This window comes from Streptomyces nigra (assembly GCF_003074055.1).
Classification (GTDB): domain Bacteria; phylum Actinomycetota; class Actinomycetes; order Streptomycetales; family Streptomycetaceae; genus Streptomyces; species Streptomyces nigra.
In genome coordinates this window covers 3,388,313-3,405,792 of record NZ_CP029043.1, presented here as the reverse complement: position 1 = coordinate 3,405,792, position 17,480 = coordinate 3,388,313, and the positions used below count along the sequence as shown (strand labels likewise).

The 17,480-nt window shown below is 73.0% G+C and carries 15 protein-coding genes; 6 read left to right on the top strand and 9 right to left on the bottom strand.

Annotation, left to right across the window (positions count from 1 at the left end; translation table 11 throughout):
* Nucleotides 1-32 precede the first annotated feature (32 nt).
* Together DC008_RS15575 and DC008_RS15570 are read left to right on the top strand one after the other, a co-directional pair.
* Complete coding sequence (locus DC008_RS15575) at nt 33-1,439, top strand: NAD(P)/FAD-dependent oxidoreductase (protein WP_208645885.1); 1,407 nt, start codon at nt 33-35, stop codon at nt 1,437-1,439.
* A gap of 154 nt (nt 1,440-1,593) precedes the next feature.
* Nucleotides 1,594-4,791, top strand: a complete 3,198-nt coding sequence (locus DC008_RS15570) for a Tat pathway signal protein (protein WP_108707512.1) — start codon at nt 1,594-1,596, stop codon at nt 4,789-4,791.
* A gap of 70 nt (nt 4,792-4,861) precedes the next feature.
* Here the strand turns inward: DC008_RS15570 and DC008_RS15565 are convergent, their stop codons facing one another.
* The 3 genes from DC008_RS15565 to DC008_RS15555 form a co-directional block, all read right to left on the bottom strand.
* Entirely contained in the window at nt 4,862-6,358 is a 1,497-nt protein-coding gene (locus DC008_RS15565) for an MFS transporter (protein ID WP_108707511.1), read from the bottom strand.
* 68 nt (nt 6,359-6,426) lie between these two features.
* A complete protein-coding gene (locus tag DC008_RS15560) occupies nt 6,427-7,407 on the bottom strand; it encodes a zinc-binding dehydrogenase (RefSeq protein ID WP_108707510.1) in 981 nt (326 codons plus the stop codon).
* 81 nt (nt 7,408-7,488) lie between these two features.
* Entirely contained in the window at nt 7,489-8,649 is a 1,161-nt protein-coding gene (locus DC008_RS15555) for an FAD-dependent oxidoreductase (RefSeq protein ID WP_108707509.1), read from the bottom strand.
* Between the two features lie 158 nt (nt 8,650-8,807).
* Between DC008_RS15555 and DC008_RS15550 the strand changes: the two genes are divergently transcribed.
* Nucleotides 8,808-9,515: a pentapeptide repeat-containing protein gene (locus DC008_RS15550; RefSeq protein WP_108707508.1), complete on the top strand. Its 708-nt coding sequence runs from the start codon at nt 8,808-8,810 to the stop codon at nt 9,513-9,515.
* 19 nt (nt 9,516-9,534) lie between these two features.
* Here DC008_RS15550 and DC008_RS15545 read toward each other — a convergent pair whose 3' ends face one another.
* The gene (locus DC008_RS15545; protein ID WP_108710715.1) at nt 9,535-10,035 is read right to left on the bottom strand and encodes a hypothetical protein; all 501 of its coding nucleotides are present in this window, start codon (nt 10,033-10,035) and stop codon (nt 9,535-9,537) included.
* A gap of 42 nt (nt 10,036-10,077) precedes the next feature.
* On the opposite strand from DC008_RS15545, the gene DC008_RS15540 reads away from it, so the two are divergent.
* A complete protein-coding gene (locus tag DC008_RS15540) occupies nt 10,078-11,514 on the top strand; it encodes a M1 family metallopeptidase (protein WP_108707507.1) in 1,437 nt (478 codons plus the stop codon).
* Here DC008_RS15540 and DC008_RS15535 read toward each other — a convergent pair.
* The 3 genes from DC008_RS15535 to DC008_RS15525 all read right to left on the bottom strand — a co-directional run bounded on the left by DC008_RS15535 (nt 11,511) and on the right by DC008_RS15525 (nt 13,632).
* Entirely contained in the window at nt 11,511-11,981 is a 471-nt protein-coding gene (locus DC008_RS15535) for a hypothetical protein (RefSeq protein ID WP_108707506.1), read from the bottom strand. The two genes, DC008_RS15540 and DC008_RS15535, sit on opposite strands and share 4 nt — an antisense overlap.
* Before the next feature lie 6 nt (nt 11,982-11,987).
* Entirely contained in the window at nt 11,988-12,965 is a 978-nt protein-coding gene (locus DC008_RS15530; RefSeq protein ID WP_108707505.1) for a bifunctional GNAT family N-acetyltransferase/NUDIX hydrolase, read from the bottom strand.
* 91 nt (nt 12,966-13,056) lie between these two features.
* Nucleotides 13,057-13,632 (bottom strand): TerD family protein, encoded by a 576-nt coding sequence (locus DC008_RS15525; RefSeq protein WP_037709701.1) that lies wholly within the window; start codon nt 13,630-13,632, stop codon nt 13,057-13,059.
* Nucleotides 13,633-13,814: 182 nt separating this feature from the next.
* Here DC008_RS15525 and arfB point away from each other — a divergent pair, with 182 nt between their 5' ends.
* A complete protein-coding gene (gene arfB / locus DC008_RS15520; RefSeq protein WP_108707504.1) occupies nt 13,815-14,252 on the top strand; it encodes an alternative ribosome rescue aminoacyl-tRNA hydrolase ArfB in 438 nt (145 codons plus the stop codon).
* Between the two features lie 18 nt (nt 14,253-14,270).
* Here arfB and DC008_RS15515 read toward each other — a convergent pair whose 3' ends face one another.
* Both DC008_RS15515 and DC008_RS15510 read right to left on the bottom strand, forming a co-directional pair.
* Complete coding sequence (locus DC008_RS15515) at nt 14,271-14,762, bottom strand: GNAT family N-acetyltransferase (protein ID WP_208645883.1); 492 nt, start codon at nt 14,760-14,762, stop codon at nt 14,271-14,273.
* A 76-nt stretch (nt 14,763-14,838) separates the two neighbouring features.
* The gene (locus DC008_RS15510; RefSeq protein WP_108707503.1) at nt 14,839-15,438 is read right to left on the bottom strand and encodes a flavin reductase family protein; all 600 of its coding nucleotides are present in this window, start codon (nt 15,436-15,438) and stop codon (nt 14,839-14,841) included.
* A 326-nt stretch (nt 15,439-15,764) separates the two neighbouring features.
* Here DC008_RS15510 and cdgB point away from each other — a divergent pair, with 326 nt between their 5' ends.
* Nucleotides 15,765-17,420 (top strand): diguanylate cyclase CdgB, encoded by a 1,656-nt coding sequence (gene cdgB, locus DC008_RS15505; RefSeq protein WP_108707502.1) that lies wholly within the window; start codon nt 15,765-15,767, stop codon nt 17,418-17,420.
* The last annotated feature ends 60 nt before the right edge of the window (nt 17,421-17,480 follow it).

Genomic DNA, 17,480 nt, shown 5'->3' with positions numbered 1-17,480 from the left:
CGGAATCGGCTCCTTCGAATTACCGTCCTCGCATGAGCAGATCGGACAGTGGCGCGGTGAACGGCGGCATCTCCTTCTGGTACGCCGACGACGGCCTGCCCGCGGTACGTGAGCCGCTGGCCGGGGACGCCTCGGCGGACGTGGTGATCGTGGGCGGCGGCTACACGGGGCTGTGGACGGCGTACTACCTGAAGAGGGCGGTCCCCTTCCTGCGGATCACCGTCCTGGAGCAGCGCTTCTGCGGGTACGGCGCGTCCGGGCGCAACGGCGGCTGGCTGTACAACGGCGTCGCGGGCCGCGACCGGTACGCGAAGCTGCACGGGCACGAGGCGGCCGTACGGCTCCAGCGGGCCATGAACGACACCGTCGCCGAGGTCGTCCGGGTCGCCGGGGAGGAGGGCTTCGACGCGGGCATCCACCAGGGCGGCGTCCTGGAGGTCGCCCGGACGCCCGCGCAGTGGGCGCGGCTGAAGGCGTTCCACGAGCACGAGTTGTCGTACGGCGAGAAGGACCGGGAGCTGTACGGCGCCCGGGAGACGGCCGAGCGGATCCGGGTGGCCGACGCGGTCGGCTCGACGTGGACGCCGCACGGCGCGCGCGTGCACCCCGTGAAGCTGGTCAAGGCGCTCGCGGCGGCCGTCGAGGCGCTGGGCGTCACCATCCACGAGCTGACACCGGTGACCGAGATCCGGCCGAAGCACGCCGTCACCCCCTACGGCACCGTGCGCGCGCCCTACGTACTGCGCTGCACGGAAGGCTTCACGGCCGGGCTGAAGGGCCAACGGCGCACCTGGCTCCCCATGAACTCCTCGATGATCGCCACCGAGCCGCTGACCGAGGAGCAGTGGGCGTCGGTGGGCTGGGAGGGGCGCGAGACGCTCGGCGACATGGCGCACGCCTACATGTACGCGCAGCGCACGGCCGGCGGGCGGATCGCGCTGGGCGGCCGGGGTGTGCCGTACCGCTTCGGGTCGCGCACGGACAACGACGGGCGCACCCGGCCGGAGACCGTCGAGGCGCTGCGGGAGGTGCTGGTCGCCTTCTTCCCGTCGCTGGCCGGGGTGCGCGTCGAGCACGCCTGGTCGGGGGTGCTGGGCGTGCCGCGCGACTGGTGCGCGACGGTGACGCTGGACCGCTCGACGGGCCTCGGCTGGGCGGGCGGCTACGTCGGCTCCGGCGTTGCCACGGCCAACCTGGCGGCCCGCACCCTGCGCGACCTCGTCCAGCAGGACTCGGGGCAGGGCGGCAGGACCGACCTCACGGAACTGCCGTGGGCCGGCCACAAGGTCCGCAAGTGGGAACCGGAGCCACTGCGCTGGCTGGGCGTCCACGGCCTGTACGCCGCGTACCGCGCGGCGGACCGCAGGGAGCGGGAGACGAACGCTGCGGAGTCGTCCCGGTTGGCGCGGGTGGCGGATCGGGTGGCGGGGCGGCACTGACGTACGCCCCGCGAGGCGGGCGGGGCCCCTGGAAACTCGTGGGTTCGATGTCGTACCTGTGTGCGAACATCGCCTCAACGACCAGACCCCCAGGGGGATTTCCTTGTCCAGTGACCGCTCAGGTCCCTCGGCGAGACGGAGGCGGCCGACCAGGGTGCCGGCCGCCCTCGCCGCTCTCGTCTCCTTGCTCGCCTCCCTGCTGACCCTGACCGCGGTGAGCCCCGCCGTCGCCGCCGAGGAGTGCGCGCCGCTCGCGCTCGCGCCGTTCGGCGACCCCGGTGACGCCGTCGGCAGGGCGACCGTCGCACCTGACTCCAGCGTCTGCTTCACCGTCACCGTCGAGACCGCGGGCCTGTATCTGGTACCGGCGCTCGACGGTCACGGCAACACCCTGACCCGGCAACTGCTCGCCGCCGACGGCAGCGAGGTGGACTGTCACGGCGACTCGTACACGACCAACGGCATGTGCACCGTGCCGGCGGCCGGCACCTACCGCCTGAGGGTGCTCAACAGCGGCTGGGAGGACGCGGCAGCCTCCGTCACCTTCGTGCCGCTCGGCTCGACCCGGGGCTGCGCCGACCCCGTCGGCACCGGCTGGGACCAGCCCGACGTCACCCGTACGACCGTGAGCCGGGTGGAGGTCGACTGCCAGCCGTTCCAGGGCGAGCCCGGTGACCGGATCCGCCTCACCCACGGTTCGAAGGCGTACGGCGACTCCCTCGCCTGGATCACCGACGCGAGCGGCAGGCGGATCTGCGAGCGGTTCCCGGAGGACGGCGAGGACAGCTGTGTGCTGCCGGGCGACGGTCCGTACCGGGTGATCTCCACCGTCTCCCGCACGGAGCAGGGCTTCCCCGCCGAGTACGGGGTGAAGGTGCGCCGGCTCGACGACCCGCAGGGCTGCACCGCCGCCCCGGTCAGCTCCTTCGGCGCACTGGAGCGGCAGGACCTCACCACCAACCCGTGCTTCACGTTCACGGCCGGTGCGGCCGGGCCGTACACCGTGCACTCGGTCACCGGGGACCGCGAGGTCGGGGTGGCCCGGGTGTACGACGAGGCCGGGCTGAGCGTGTGCCGGTACGGCGCCGACCCGTGCCGGATCAAGACACCGGGCACCTACACGGCCGTCCTCGACGACGGCTCCTACCCGTTCCGTGACACCCGTGCCGGACTGGTCGTCCTCGACCGTGCCTCGGACGCGGGGTGCGTGGCGACCGGGACGGGACCGCACAAGGGGGAGCTGAGCACCGTCGGGCAGTACGACTGCCTGGCGCTGGACGCCCCGCAGGGCGCGCGGATCGCCGCGCTCACCTCGCTGTCCTCGGCCGGGCTCACCCCCGAGGTGGAGGTCCTGGACCGCACCGGCACTCCGCAGTGCGACGAGTCGGAACTGCGCGGCGGCGACTGCGCGCTGACCGGCACGGCCCCCTACCGCGCGCTGGTGCACACCGAGGACGGCGGCGACTCGGCGACGGGCACCTACACGGTGGCCCTCCACCGCACCGACGTGAACGAGGGCTGCCCCGTGCTGCCCGCCGGAAGCTTCGGCGCGGGCGGCGCGAAAGCCACGATGACCACCGGCGGCGGCGTCTTCTCGCACTGCCTGCACATCCCGGCGGACGCGCACACGGACGCCGAGATCTTCCAGCTGGTCACCACCGCCGGTACGGCCTCGGCGGCCTTCTCGGTGCTGGACTCCGACGGCAAGCGGATCTGCGAGCGCTCGGCCACCACCCACGGCTGGTCCCTGTGCCCGCTGAGCCCGGGCAAGGCCCACACCGTGCTGGTCAACGGCCGTGACGAGGCGGCCACATACACCCTGACCCGGCGTGACGTCACCGCGAGCGCCTCCTCGGCGGGCTGCGTGAAGTCCGCGGCCACGCAGGTCGGCGGGGCGTCCGTGGGCGGTGCCTACGGTGATCCCGGCACGCTGAACTGCCACCAGGTCACCACCAGCGCGGCCTCCGACGTGCTGCACGTCAATGTGCGGGACGCCCTGGGCACGGCGAACATGATGGTGGTCGGCGGCGACGGCACCGCCGAATGCTCCTTCCGCAACCGCTCCTGTGCGGTCACCGGGTCCACCACCCACCAGGTCCTCGTGCAGACCCCGGCCACCCTCAAGGCGGCGCCCGCCTACCGTCTGGACGCGCTGCGTGTCGCGACCGCGGACGGTCCGGCGCCGGAGTGCACGAGGGTGCCGTCGGTGGCGTACGGCTACGGGCCCGTGACCGGGACGCTCGACGAGGAGCACAGCGCGATGTGCGCGGTGCTGCCGACGGCCGGGTACGACCGGTTCGACGCCGAGATCGAGGACACCACCGGGGCCACGGCCACCGCCGTGCCCACGCTGTACGACAGCGCGTGGAACGACGGCTGTACCGGCTCGTCCTCGGGCTACCGCTGCGCGGCGGGGAGTTCGTCCGGCGGCGCGGCCCCGAGCGTGTTCCTGCTCGGTCTCCCGGACAAGGCGGCCGGCACCTCCTACCGCGCCCGGCTGAACTGTGCGGCGACGCCGTGCGGCCCGGACGACGTGAATGTCACGTCCGTCGGTCCGGAGACCGCGGCCGCGGGCAGCGACGTCACCCTCACGGTGACCGGTACCGCGCTGCCGGCGAACGCCACCGTGCGGCTCCTGCAGAGCGGCAGGACGCTGAACGCCACGACCCGGTCGGTGTCGGCGGACAACCGGACGCTGACCGCGACCGTCGACCTGACCGGCGCGGCCACTGGCACCTGGACCGTCAGCGTCCTGGCGGGCGGCCGGGAGTTCCAGCGCGGTTCCCTCACCGTGACGCCCCGGCCCGCGCCGGCGAACACGGCCGCTCCCAAGGTCACCGGCACGGCGAAGACGGGTGCCAAGGTCACCGCGGCACCCGGCACCTGGTCGGCCACCCCGACGTCCTACACCTACCAGTGGAAGGCGAACGGCACGGCGATCAGCGGGGCGACCGCGGCGACGTACACCGTGCCCGCCGCCATGGTCGGCAAGACGCTCACGGTGACCGTGACGGCGCTCAGATCCGGCTGGCTCAGCGGATCGGCGACCTCGGCGGCGGTGACCGTGGCCAAGGGCGACGCGCCCAAGGCGACCAAGCTGCCGGTGATCAGCGGGACGGCGAAGGTCGGCAGGACGCTCAAGGCCACCACTGCGACATGGAGCCCCGCAGCGACGTCGTACGCCTACCAGTGGTACGCCGGCGGCACGGCGATCAGCGGGGCGACCAAGTCCTCGCTGGTGCTGAAGTCCGCGCAGAAGGGCAAGAAGATCACCGTGAAGGTGATCGCGCGGCGCACCGGGCACAAGGACGGCTCGGCGGTGAGCAAGGCGACCGCGGCGGTTGCCCGCTGACCTGGCGACAACGGTGGGGGAGGGGCCCCGGCGGGCCGGTCGGGTCCGCCGGGGCCCCTCCCTCGTGTGCTCAAGTCACCGGTTCCTCCGCCGGTGTCGGGTGGGGTGTGCCGTGGCTCGGGGGTTTTGTCGTCACCATCAGGGCCGCTACGACGCCGGCCAGGAGCATGATGGCGGCCGCCCACCAGATGGCCACCGTGTAGCCGTGCACGATGCCCTGCTGGGTGACCAGTTCGCGGCGGGCCGGGGTCGTGAGGTGGGCCGTGATGTAGGCGGCGGAGCTGGTGGTGGCGATCGTGTTGAGCAGGGCCGTGCCGATCGAACCGCCCACCTGCTGCGAGGTGTTGATCGTCGCCGAGGTGACGCCGGAGTCCTGCGGTGCCACGCCCGCCGTCGCCGTGGCGAACACCGGCATGAAGATCAGGCCCATGCCGAGTCCCATGAGGATCAGGGCGGGCAGGACGTGGGCCGCGTACGAGGAGTTCACGGTGAGCTGGGTCAGGAGCACCATGCCGGTCGCGGCCAGCAGGGCGCCCGGGGCCATCAGCAGGCGGGGTGCCACATGGTCCAGGAGGCGGGCGGCGATCTGGGTGGAGCCGATGATGATGGCGGCCGTCAGGGGCAGGAAGGCCAGCCCGGTCATCACCGGGCTGTAGCCGAGGATGACCTGCAGGTAGTACGTCATGAAGAGGAACAGGCCGAACAGGCCGATGACCGCCAGGGCCATGGTCAGGAAGCAGCCCGCCCGGTTGCGGTCCCTGACGATGTGCAGCGGCAGCAGGGGGACCGGGGCCCTGGTCTGCCAGGTGACGAACGCCGTCAGCAGGGCCACGCCCGCCGCGAACATGGAGAGTACGAGCGCGTCGGTCCAGCCTCGGGATTCCGCCTCGGCGAAGCCGTAGACGATCGCCACCAGGCCGCCGCAGCCCAGGAGTACGCCGGGCACGTCGAGGCGGGCGCCCGCATGGACGGGGCTGTCGTGGAGCAGGGCGTAGGCGCCGATCACGGCGATCACGGCGATCGGCACGTTGACGTACAGGCACCAGCGCCAGTCCAGGTACTCGGTGAGGACGCCGCCGACGATGAAGCCGATGGCGCTGCCGCTGCCGGCCAGGGCGCCGTAGATGCCGAACGCCTTTCCGCGCTCTCTGGGGTCGGTGAAGGTCGTGGTGAGCAGCGACAGGGCGGACGGGGCCAGGACGGCGGCGAAGACGCCCTGGAGGGCGCGGGCGCCGAACAGCATCCCGGCGGAGGTGGCGGCACCGCCCAGCGCGGAGGCGGCGGCGAAGCCGATCAGGCCGATGACGAAGGTGCGTTTTCGGCCCGCCAGGTCGGCTATGCGTCCGCCGAGCAGGAGCAGCCCTCCGAACGCCAGCGTGTAGGCCGTGATGACCCACTGGCGGTTGCCGTCGGAGATGCCGAGGTCCGCCTGGGCGGAGGGGAGCGCGATGTTCACGATGGTCGCGTCGAGGACCACCATGAGCTGCGCGAGTGCGATGACCACCAGACCCCACCAGCGGCGGGGGTCTGCTTCCCGGGCGCCTTCACCCGTTCGGGTGACTGTCATCTGGCCAGAAGACCATGGTTGGGGAGGCGTCGCATCTGGGGAGGACGGCCGTCGTGGCCGGGGCGCGGTCATGGTTCCAGCACCACCTTCCCGGTGGTCGCGCGGGTCTCCAGGGCGCGGTGGGCGGCAGCCGCCCGGGCGAGCGGGAAGCGCTGCACGGCCGGGACCAGACGGCCCGCGGCGGCCTCGGTGAGGGCGCGCAGCTCCAGGGTCCGCAGCGGGTCGGGGCCACCGGCCCGGCGCAGCATCGCGGGGCCCAGGACCTGTTCTGACACCCCGTCGACGAGGAGGGGGCCGCCGCCGCGCAGGCCCTCGGCGGACCAGCCGAACACCAGGTGCCGGCCGCCCGGCCCGAGCAGGGCGACACTCGCGCGGGCCACCTCGCCGCCGACGCCGTCGAGGACGACGGTGGCGGGCCGTCCGCCGAGGAAGGCGCGCACCTTCTCCGGCCAGCCCGGGTCCGTGTAGTCGACGGCGAGGTCGGCGCCGTTCTCGCGGACCCGCGCTGTCTTCTCCGGTCCGCCGGCCAGGCCGACGACCAGGGCCCCGGCGTTCTTCGCGTACTGCACGAGCAGGGTGCCGAGGCCGCCCGCCGCGGCCGGGACGACGGCCACCGTGTCCGGCCCGAACTCGGCGAACTGGACGATCCCCAGCGCCGTACGGCCCGTGCCGATCATGGCGACGGCCTGCGCGAAGTCCAGGTTCTCCGGGATCTCGTGGACCCGCTCGACGTCCGTGACGGCGAGTTCGGCGTAGCCGCCCGGCGCGAAGCCGAGGTGGGCGACGACCCGCTTGCCGAGCCAGAGTCCGGCGACGCCCTCGCCGAGCGACTCCACGACTCCGGCCACTTCGCGGCCTGGGATCGTGGGCAGGCTCGGCGGCTCGGGCGACGGGCCCTGGAAGCCCTCGCGCAGGGCCGTGTCGAGCAGATGGACGCCGGCGGCCCGGACGGCGATCCGGACCTGGCCGGGGGCCGGGCCCGGGTCGTCGACCTGCTCGTACGTGAGGTTCTCGGCCGGGCCGAAGGTGTGCAGACGGATGGCGTGCATCGCGGGTCCCCCTCGCTGACGGTGCGGGTCGGTCGGGCGTCCCGCCCGGGCGGACGGGGACGCTGCGACGATGCTCCGACCTCAAGCTTGGTCGAGGTCAAGCGCCTTCCGGCCGAGCGCCAGGGACACGGCCGTGAGCGCGCTGGTGAAGGACACCTCGGACAGCACGCCCGGCGCCGCCACCTGGTCGCCCGCCAGATGGACGCCGTCGCCGCGGTCCACGGCCGGCCGGTCCCGCCAGCTGGTGCCGGGCGGATCCACGGCACCGGTGCGGCCGCTCGCGAGGGCGTCGCGGCGCCAGGTGACCCGCTCGCGCCAGCCGGGGAAACCGAGGTCGAGGAGCTGCTCGGCGCGGGCCGAGCCGTCCGCGCGGGACTCGTCCGGGGCGATCGGGATCTGCCCCTGGATCAGCTGCTCGCCGGCGGGCGCGAGCGACGGGTCCTGGGCGGTGAACCGCTCCAGCCAGCCCGGCGCGTCCAGGTCGGAGACGATGAAGGCGTCGCCGCGCCGGGTGCGCAGGGCGAGGTCGATCAGCGCCGTCCGGCCGCTCGGCCAGGTCAGCGAGTCGTCCCGGAGCAGCCGCCGGGCGGCGGCCAGCGAGGTGGCGACGACGACCGGGGTGTCCGTCGGCAGGGTGTCGATCCGGGCCAGCGTCTCCACGCGCACCCCGAGGTTCCAGGCGCGCGCCGCCATCCGGTCGATGACGCTCGCCCAGCCGCCGCGCGGATAGTGCGCCTCCGGAGGCAGCCGGGTGGCCCGGCGCAGCCGCTCGTGCACGAACGCGGCGGACAGGGCGCCGGGGTCGTGGTGGAAGAGCGCGACCGCCGCGTAGTGCGCCGCGACTCGTGCGGCCTCCTCGCCCGCGACGCCGGTCGCCCAGGTCCGGAAGTCCTGATCGACGGGCGCCTGCGGCACACCGGGCCGCAGCAGCTTCAGCAGGGCGAGGGGCGGGGTGCGGCGCAGTGCGCCCCGGTACCGGAGCCGGAAACGGGCCGCCTCACGGGCCGGGATGGGGGCGAGCGGGCCGATCAGGTCCCGCTTGGCGAGCCACGTCCAGTGCGGGCCGCCGTTGTAGAGGGCGTGCGGTCCCTCGTTCGTCCGGTACGGGCCGTCCGCGGTCCGGGCCCGGCCGCCCAGGGTGTGGTGGGCCTCGTACACGGTGACCTCGGCGCCCGCCTCGGCGGCGGTGATGGCCGCGGTGAGTCCGGCGAAGCCGCCGCCGACGACGGTGATGCGGTGCATGGCTGGGGATCTCCCTCGCGCTCGGTGCGCCCGTGGGCCTTCCTTTGCCGGTACGACGGCCCGGGTGCCCCGGATGTGACATCGCCCCCGGGCACCGAACACTCCGGGGATCGCCGCAGGTGACGGGCGTTGTCAGTGGCGGGGTGCAGCATGGGGGCATGGCGGGAAGAGCGAGGGGTGCGGGCGCCGGCGCGGCGCGGGGTCCGGGGCGCGGGGGTGTGCCGGGTGCGCGGCGGCCGGAGTTGCGGCTGCCGCCGCTGGAGCCCTACGGGGGCGGCGGGCTGGAGCCGGACGGCGACTACGACGGGCTGGAGTTCGCGGAGGCGGACCTCTCCGAGCAGGACGGCGGGGGCGCCCGCTTCATGGACTGCGCGCTGCGCGGCTGTGTGCTGGACGGGACACGGCTGCGGTACGCCCGGCTCCTGGACTCGGTGCTCTCGGCGCCGCGCGGGGTCGGCACGGACCTCGCGGAGGCGACGCTGCGGGACGTCGAGGTGCTGGACGCCCGGCTGGGCGGGACGCAGGCGCACGGAGCCGTGCTGGAGCGGGTGGTGGTCCGGGGCGGCAAGATCGACTATCTGAATCTGCGCAAGGCGAAGCTCCGGGACGTCGTCTTCGAGGGCTGTGTCCTGGTCGAACCGGACTTCGGGGGCGCCCGTCTGGAGCGGGTGGAGTTCGTGGACTGCGTGCTGCGCGGGGCCGACCTCACCGGTGCGACCCTGACGGACGTGGATCTGCGCGGCGCGACCGAGCTGGACATCGCGGGCGGCCTGGACCGGCTGTCCGGGTCCGTGATCAGTACGGGGCAGCTGCTGGACCTGGCACCGGCGCTGGCGGCGCAGGTGGGCATCCGCGTGGAGGGGTGACGGGCGCGCGGCCCGCGTCTCACGGCAGCCGGGGAAACCGTGCCTGGAGTGTCCAGATCGCCGGGTTCTCGCCCAGGTCCTCGTGCAGGTCGACCAGGTCGGCGATCAGGTCGTGCAGGAAGTCCCGGGCCTCCCGGCGCAGGTCGGCGTGCGAGAAGGTCAGGGGGGGCTCCTCCGCCGGCATCCAATCGGCCTCGATGTCCACCCAGCCGAACCGGCGCTCGAAGAGCATGCGGTCCGTGGACTCGGTGAAGTCCAGCTCCGCGTGCTGCTGGCGGGAGGCGCGGGAGCCGGCCGGGTCCCGGTCCAGCCGCTCCACGATGTCGCACAGCGCCCAAGCGAAGTCGAGCACCGGCACCCATCCCCAGGCTGTGGACAGCTCCCGGTCCGCCTCGGTGTCGGCGAGGTAGACGTCGCCGCAGAAGAGGTCGTGGCGCAGGGCGCGCACGTCCGCGCGGCGGTAGTCCGTCTGCGGCGGGTCGGGGAAGCGGTTGGAGAGGGCGTAGCCGATGTCGAGCACGCTGGGCATGGTGTCACGGCTCGCGCTCATAGGATCACCGACGTGTCCCGTACCGCACCCGCCGCCCCCGGCGCCGGCCTCAGCGCCGTCCCCGCCGCCGCCCTGAGCGCCCTGCTCGCCCTCGCGCTCACCGCGTGCGGCGGCGTCGACGGCACCCCCGGGGGCCCGGGCGTGCGCGACCCGTACTTCCCCAAGGCCGGCAACGGCGGCTACGACGTCGGCCACTACGCCCTCGACCTGTCCTACGACCCCGCCACCCGGCATCTCGCAGGCACCGCCGAGATCACCGCGCGTGCCAAGAAGGACCTGTCCGCCTTCGACCTGGACCTGACCGGCCTGGACGTCGAGCGGGTCGAGGTGGAGGGGCGTCCCGCCCGCTTCAGCCGCAACGGCCAGGAGCTGATCGTGCGGCCGCGCGACGAACTCGTCGAGGGCGAGACCTTCCTTACCGTCGTGCGCTACTCCGGCAGCCCCCGCACTGTCACCGACCCCGACGGCTCCAAGGAGGGCTGGCTGCGCACCGCCGGGGGCGGGGCGCTCGCGCTGGGGGAGCCGACCGGCTCGATGGCGTGGTTCCCCGGCAACCACCACCCGTCCGACAAGGCGACCTACGACGTCACGGTGACCGTGCCGGAGGGCACCGAGGTGGTGTCCAACGGGGAGCTCGCCGGCCGGCGCACCACCGGCGGCCGTACGGCCTTCCGCTGGCGTACGGCCGAACCGATGGCCGGGTATCTGGCCACCCTCGCCATCGGCGACTACACCGTGCACCGGTCCACCGTCCGCACGGTGGCGGACCGGGAGATGCCCGTGTACGCGGCCGTCGTCCCCGGCCAGGAGAAGGCCGCCCGGAAGGCGCTGGCGACGCTGCCGGAGGTCGTGCGGTGGGGCGAGGACGCCTTCGGCCCCTACCCGTTCGCCTCCACCGGCGCGATCGTCGCCGGTGAGCAGGACGCCGGGTACGCGCTGGAGACGCAGAACCGTCCCGTCTTCCCCGGCGCCCCCGACACCGGGCTGCTCGTGCACGAGCTGGCCCACCAGTGGTTCGGCAACTCGGTGACCCCGGAGAGCTGGCGGGACATGTGGCTGAACGAGGGCTTCGCCACGTACGCGGAGTGGCTGTGGCGGGAGGACCACGGCGGCGACAGCGCGCAGGAGACCTTCGACGCCCTCTACGACCACGGCGAGGACGAGCACGAGGACCTGTGGTCCTTCCCGCCCGCCGATCCCCCCGGCGCCGACCGCATCTCCGACGAACCCGTCTACTCGCGTGGCGCGATGGTGCTCCACAAGATCCGGCAGACGGTCGGGGACGAGGACTTCCGGGAGCTCGTACGGGGCTGGGCGGCGAAGCACCGCCACGGCAACGCCGACACCGACGACTTCACGTCGTACGTGGAGCGGACAGCCCCCGACGAGGACTTCACCCCGATCTGGAGTAACTGGCTGTACGGGAAGGGCAGGCCCGAGCGCCCCTAACGCGACTCGGCCTTCTCCACGTCCTTCCGTATCGCCGCCCGTGCCGCCCACACCGCCTCCGCGTGCTTCAGACGGCGTTCCTGCATCGCGGCGGAGTCCAGCGGGGGATCGCCGGTGGCGAAGGCGGTCTGCAGGTCCCGGAGGGTGGCGTACACGGCCTCCAGGACGTCCGCCATCTCCTGCGGGACGCACAGCAGGGCGCTCTCGCGGGCCTCGTCGCAGCCCGAGGAGCGGAACGCCTGCCGTACGGCCGCCGCGCGCTCCCGGCCGTCGGCGGTCACGGCGGCCTCGCGCATGTCCTCGTAGGCCAGCCGGTACGTGGTGAGGGCGGTGACGTGGATCCGGCGGCGTTCCTGGCGGGTGCGGTCGGCCTGGTCGCGGCGCCAACGGACGCGGTCGGCGACGAGGGTCGAGCCGACGCCGACGAAGGCGCCCAGGGCCGTGGCGGCGAGGGTCGTCCAGTCCATGACGGGTCAGGAATCCCCGTTCTCGGTGCTCTCGGTGCTCTCGGTGTACGAGGCCAGCAGCCGGGCCAGGTCCGGCGGCCACAACGGCTCGGGCGCGGCGACGAGTTCGGCCGCCGTCCACCAGTGCCAGCCGAGGATCTCGCCGCCGTCCTCGCCGAGCTGAGGGCCCGTCGGCTCCCGGCGCGCGCCGAGCGCGAGGTAGATGTGCTCCCGGCGGCGCAGCGGGATGCCCTGGTGGGTGAAGTCGTGGTCCCAGGTGCACAGCAGCGGCCCCGGCTGCACGTCCGTCCAGCCGGTCTCCGCGCGCAGTTCGCGTACGGCGGTCTCGCGGGGGTCCTCCTCCGAGGCGGGGCCGCCGGGCAGGGCCCAGTGCGGGCCGGCCTCGTCGTCGGCGTAGCGGAACAGGAACACCGCGCCCTCGGGGTCGAGCACGGCCACCCGGGCGCCGGTGAGCACCGCGCGCGGGGTCACGGCCAGGGACTTGCGCAGCACCGTGCAGGGCCGGTCGTGCTCACGGTCCCTGCCGTGCCCGATCGCCTCGTAGCCGAGGGACGCCCAGAAGGCGAGGGCCGGAGCGTTGCCGTCGAGGACCGCGAGGCGGACGCCGGTGTGGCCCGCGGCCGACAGGCGCTCCTCCACGAGCGCGGCGAGCCGGGTGCCGTGGCCCTGGCGCTGGGCCGACGCGTCCACCATCAGCAGCCCGATCCATGGGTCCGGGTCGTCGGGGTCGGGGTGGCGGGCCAGGGTGATCACGACGCCGACCAGCCGTCCGGCGCTGCGCGCGAGCAGGACCTCCGCCCCCGGTACGGCCAGCTCGTCGGCCAGGGCCGCCGCCACCTGCTCCGGCCGGATGTCGTCCGGGTCGGGGAAGTCGCCGCTGAGCGCCTGGAACGCGCGGTTGGAGGCGTACAGGGCGGTCAGCTCGGTCAGGAGCGGGGCCGGGATGTCGTGGTCGGGGGTGGTCGGCAGGGGGTCGAGGATCACGGGGGCAACCTATCGGAGGGGCCGCCCGCGCGGCCGTACGACGCCGGAACCCCCCGGCGGACCGGGGGGTTCGGGTCGGTGCGGGGGACCGTCAGACGTTGACGCCGAAGTCCTGCGCGATGCCGACGAGACCCGAGGCGTAACCCTGGCCGACGGCACGGAACTTCCACTCCGCCCCGTTGCGGTACAGCTCGCCGAAGACCATGGCGGTCTCGGTCGCGGCGTCCTCCGACAGGTCGTAGCGGGCGATCTCGGCGCCGCCTGCCTGGTTCACGATGCGGATGTACGCGTTGCGGACCTGGCCGAAGTTCTGCGAGCGGTTCTCCGCGTCGTAGATGGAGACCGGGAACACGATCTTGTCGATGTCGGCGGGCAGACCCGCCAGGTTGACGTTGATCGCCTCGTCGTCGCCGGCGCCCTCGCCCGTGCGGTTGTCGCCGGTGTGCACGATCGTGCTGTCCGGGGTCTGCTTGTTGTTGAAGAAGACGAAGTGGGCGTCCGAGTAGACCTTGCCCTGCGTGTTGACCGCGATCGCCGAGGCGTCGAGGTCGAAGTCCGTGCCGGTGGTGGTGCGGACGTCCCAGCCGAGACCCACGGTGACGGCGGTCAGGCCCGGAGCCTCCTTGGTGAGCGAGACGTTGCCACCCTTGGACAGGCTTACAGCCATTGTTGGGAGTCCCTTCCCTCGTTGCGGTACGGCTAGAAGCTACAGCTACCCCTATGAACGCGGGGAGCGGTACCTCAGTTCCAGGTGTCTTTACTTTCTTTGCCGAAGTACGCCCGCAGGGGGCAACCGCCACCGGTACGCCGCCGATATTCGCGTGACGTGGACGGGACAGGCGCGGGACCATGGAGGACATGTCCGGTCCCCATGTCATCCGCGGCTCCGTCTCCCTCCCGGAGACCGAGCTCATGTGGCGTTTCTCGCGCTCGGGCGGTCCCGGGGGCCAGCACGTCAACACCAGCGACTCGCAGGTCGAGCTGCGCTTCGACCTCGCGGCCACCGAGGCGCTGCCCGAGGTGTGGAAGCAGCGGGCGCTGGAGCGGCTGGCCGGCCGGCTCGTCGACGGCGTCCTGACCGTACGGTCCTCCGAGCACCGCTCCCAGTGGCGCAACCGCGAGACCGCCGCCGTACGGATGGCCTCGCTGCTCGCGGAGGCGACGGCCCCGCCGCCCAAGCCGCGCCGCCCCACCCGCGTCCCGCGCGGGATCAACGAGCGGCGGCTGCAGCAGAAGAAGCAGCGCGCCCGGACCAAGCGCGGCCGCTCCGGCCGGGACTGGACCTGAAGGCTCTCGGGACAGCCCTTAGAGACTCGCCGTCGTCAGGTCCAGCACGCCCACCGTCTGGTCGCCGGACGTCTCCCCGGTCGTACGGAAGCCCAGGCCGAGGTAGAAGCCCTCGGGGCCGTCCGGGCCCGGGTGCCAGGTGACGAACAGCTCACGGCCGCCGCGGCGGCGGATCTCGGCGGCCACGGACGCGACCGCGAACCGGCCGTAGCCACGGCCCTGCTCACGCGCGTCGATGTTCAGCCGCCACAGCCCCGAGCGGCGCACGCTGCCGCCGTCGCCGAGCCAGTCGATGTCGAGGAAGGCCATCAGGAAGCCGACCGGGCGCTCCCCGTCCATGATCAGCCGCGGCCAGGCCACCCCCTCGGGGTGGACGTACGCCTCGGCGAGGGACTCCACGACCGGGGTCACCGCGTGTTCCTGGTCGGGGCGGACCCGTATGCCCGTGGCGGACTCGAGATTTCCAGGTGTGATCTTTTCGAGGCGCGGCGAGGAAGTGATCGACGTCATCCCGGGAGGGTAAGCCGCGCGATCTTCCACGGGCGCGGGAATTTCCTCCGCGACGGCCGCTCATCGCGCGCGGAGATCACCTCAACTGCCGGTAACGGCCCCGGAAATACGTCAGCGGACCGCCGTCCGGACTCGGCAGCGAGGCCGTCAGGACGCGGCCGATCACCAGCGTGTGGTCGCCGGCGGTCACGCGCTGCTCGGTGCGGCACTCCAGCGTGGCGAGCGCGCCGCCCACCAACGGGGCGCCCGTCTCGGCGCCGCGCGTGTACGGGATGTCGGCGAAGAGCAGCCGGTCGCTCACCCGGCCCTTCATGGCGAAGCGGCCCGCGATGTGCCGCTGGCTCTCGGAGAGGACGGACACCGCCCACAGCGGCTGCTCGTCGAGCAGGTCGTCCATGCGCGAGCCCTCCCGCAGGCTGACCAGCACCAACGGCGGGTCCAGGGACACGGACAGAAAGGCGGTGGCCGTCATCCCGACGTCCTCGCCGGCCGGCGCGTGCGGGTCGTCGGGGTCCAGGGACGGCTCCAGGGCGGTCACCAGCACCACACCCGCGGCCAGCCGCGACATGGCGGCGCGGAACTCGTCGTTGCTCACTCCCTCAGCATGCCCGTGGGGGCCGCGCGAGGCGGGGAGGACGGCGGTGACGGGCGGCGCGGGAGTGGTGAAGTTCGGCACGGGGAAACGCTAATGTCGGCCGACGGCGGGCACATCGGGCCTGCGGACGAGAACGGACCTAGGACTCGCGACGTACGGGCTTCCGGGGCGTTTCGCGGCACCTCCACACAGGCGCCAAGTTTGCGTTCTGTGAACGCACAGGAAAAACGCGGAAACGCCGCTCAATTGTTCATGTTCTTCTGTGACTTGAGTCACAAGGGCCATTAATTGTTGACCCTGTGTACCGAGTGGGCAGCGCGCTGTGATTCAGTGGCGGTGAACCCAGCAAGGACGATATGCCGAAGAGCACCCTTGAAGCGCTGCGAGGTCTCGGGGGGAGGGTGAGCATGGAGACCGAGTCGGAACCGTACGTCCGTCTTGCGACCCTGCGGCAACTGCACCAGGTCATGGCTGACATGAACACGGCTCGCAGCCTGGCCGACACCCTCCAGACCGTCGCCGACGGCGTCGTCAACGGCCTCGGCTACGAACTCGCCTGCGTCAACCTGGTGCGCCCCGACGGCGATCTCGTGGTCGCCGCCTTCGCCGGCAACCCGGCGGCCGAGGCCCTCATCACCGGCCGCGTCGGCTCCCGCGATTCCTGGGACCGCCGGCTGAACATGGGCGAGCACTGGGGCGACCTGGTCTTCATCCCGCACACCGAGGGCTGGGTCCTCGACGACGACGACGTCCCGCAGTGGTACACCGAGGGCCCCGCGCCCCGCTTCGAGGACGAGTGGCACCCCGCCGACCGCCTCTTCGCCCCGATGTACACGCCCGGCGTGCACGGCGGCGCGTGCGGCGAGCTGATCGGCGTGCTATCGGTCGACCGCCCGCGCAACGGCCGGCTGCCCGGCGCCTGGGGCCGCGAAGCGCTCCAGATGTACGCCTTCCAGGCCGCCATCGCCATCAGCAACGCACGTCTACGCGCGAATATGCAGCGCGCCCTGGTCCGTCTGGAGCGCGACCAGCAGGCGCTGCGGGCCAGCGAGGAGAGCTTCCGGCAGGCCTTCGAGTACGCGCCCTCCGGCATGGCGATCGCCGAGATGGGCGGCGACCAGCACGGCCGCATCCTGCGCACCAACGACGCCCTGTGCCGGCTGCTCGGCCGCCCGGCCTCCGCGATGCGCCGCTACTCCTTCTCCGACCTGGTCCACCCCGAGGACATCGGCACCCTGCTGCGCACCTCCGCCGAGGGCGGCCGGGCCGAGCTGCGGCTCGCGCGCCGGGACGGCACCTATGTCTGGGTCTCCCTGCGCAACAGCGTGGTCGCGGACGCCGCCGACGGCCCGCGCTTCCTGCTCACCCATGTCGAGGACATCGAGGAGCGCAAGCGCCGCGAGCTCCAGCTCGCCCACCGCGCCTCCCACGACTCGCTCACCGGCCTGCCGAACTCGGCGGAGCTGCGCTCACGCCTGTCCGCCCGGCTGTGCAAGCGCCAGGCGCACGCGGGCGCGCTGGAGTCCACGGACGCCGCCTACGGCCACCCCGCCGTCTTCGACGCCAACGGGCACGGCTTCGACTTCCCCGGCTCGGCGGCGCTGGACGCCTACGACCACCATGTGCACACCGTCGCGCCCGAGGAGTCCGGGCGCGACGACGGCACCAAGGGCCTCGCGGTGCTCTTCTGCGACCTCGACGGCTTCAAGTCGATCAACGACCGGTTCGGGCACAACGCGGGTGACGCGGTCCTCATCGAGGTGGCCCGGCGGCTGACCCGGGGCGTCCGCGACGGCGACACGGTCGCCCGGCTCGGCGGCGACGAGTTCGTGATCCTCGCGGACGGGCTCGGCCGGGCCGACGCCCAGGACCTCGCCGTCCGGCTGCGCAACGAGATCATCCAGCCCATCCGGGCCGAGGGCCGGGCCGTGCGCGTGGGCGCCAGCTTCGGCATCGGATGGGCACACTGCGGAATGACCGCGGACGAAGTGTTGAAGTCCGCCGACGAGCGGATGTACGTAGAGAAACGATCTCGTCCCAAACAGCACAGACGGGCGGGATGAAGTCCAGGTCAGCGAGCTGGTGCGGTGTGAGTCACCCGTTTGGGCGCACAGGAGCGGGTA

What these genes read in the sequence shown, in the direction of transcription:
- DC008_RS15575 (WP_208645885.1), top strand. Translation starts at nt 33, where the DNA reads ATGAGCAGATCGGACAGTGGCGCGGTGAACGGCGGCATCTCCTTCTGG.
- DC008_RS15565 (WP_108707511.1), bottom strand. Translation starts at nt 6,358, where the DNA reads ATGACAGTCACCCGAACGGGTGAAGGCGCCCGGGAAGCAGACCCCCGC.
- DC008_RS15560 (WP_108707510.1), bottom strand. Translation starts at nt 7,407, where the DNA reads ATGCACGCCATCCGTCTGCACACCTTCGGCCCGGCCGAGAACCTCACG.
- DC008_RS15555 (WP_108707509.1), bottom strand. Translation starts at nt 8,649, where the DNA reads ATGCACCGCATCACCGTCGTCGGCGGCGGCTTCGCCGGACTCACCGCG.
- DC008_RS15550 (WP_108707508.1), top strand. Translation starts at nt 8,808, where the DNA reads ATGGCGGGAAGAGCGAGGGGTGCGGGCGCCGGCGCGGCGCGGGGTCCG.
- DC008_RS15535 (WP_108707506.1), bottom strand. Translation starts at nt 11,981, where the DNA reads ATGGACTGGACGACCCTCGCCGCCACGGCCCTGGGCGCCTTCGTCGGC.
- DC008_RS15525 (WP_037709701.1), bottom strand. Translation starts at nt 13,632, where the DNA reads ATGGCTGTAAGCCTGTCCAAGGGTGGCAACGTCTCGCTCACCAAGGAG.
- arfB (WP_108707504.1), top strand. Translation starts at nt 13,815, where the DNA reads ATGGAGGACATGTCCGGTCCCCATGTCATCCGCGGCTCCGTCTCCCTC.
- DC008_RS15515 (WP_208645883.1), bottom strand. Translation starts at nt 14,762, where the DNA reads ATGACGTCGATCACTTCCTCGCCGCGCCTCGAAAAGATCACACCTGGA.
- cdgB (WP_108707502.1), top strand. Translation starts at nt 15,765, where the DNA reads ATGGAGACCGAGTCGGAACCGTACGTCCGTCTTGCGACCCTGCGGCAA.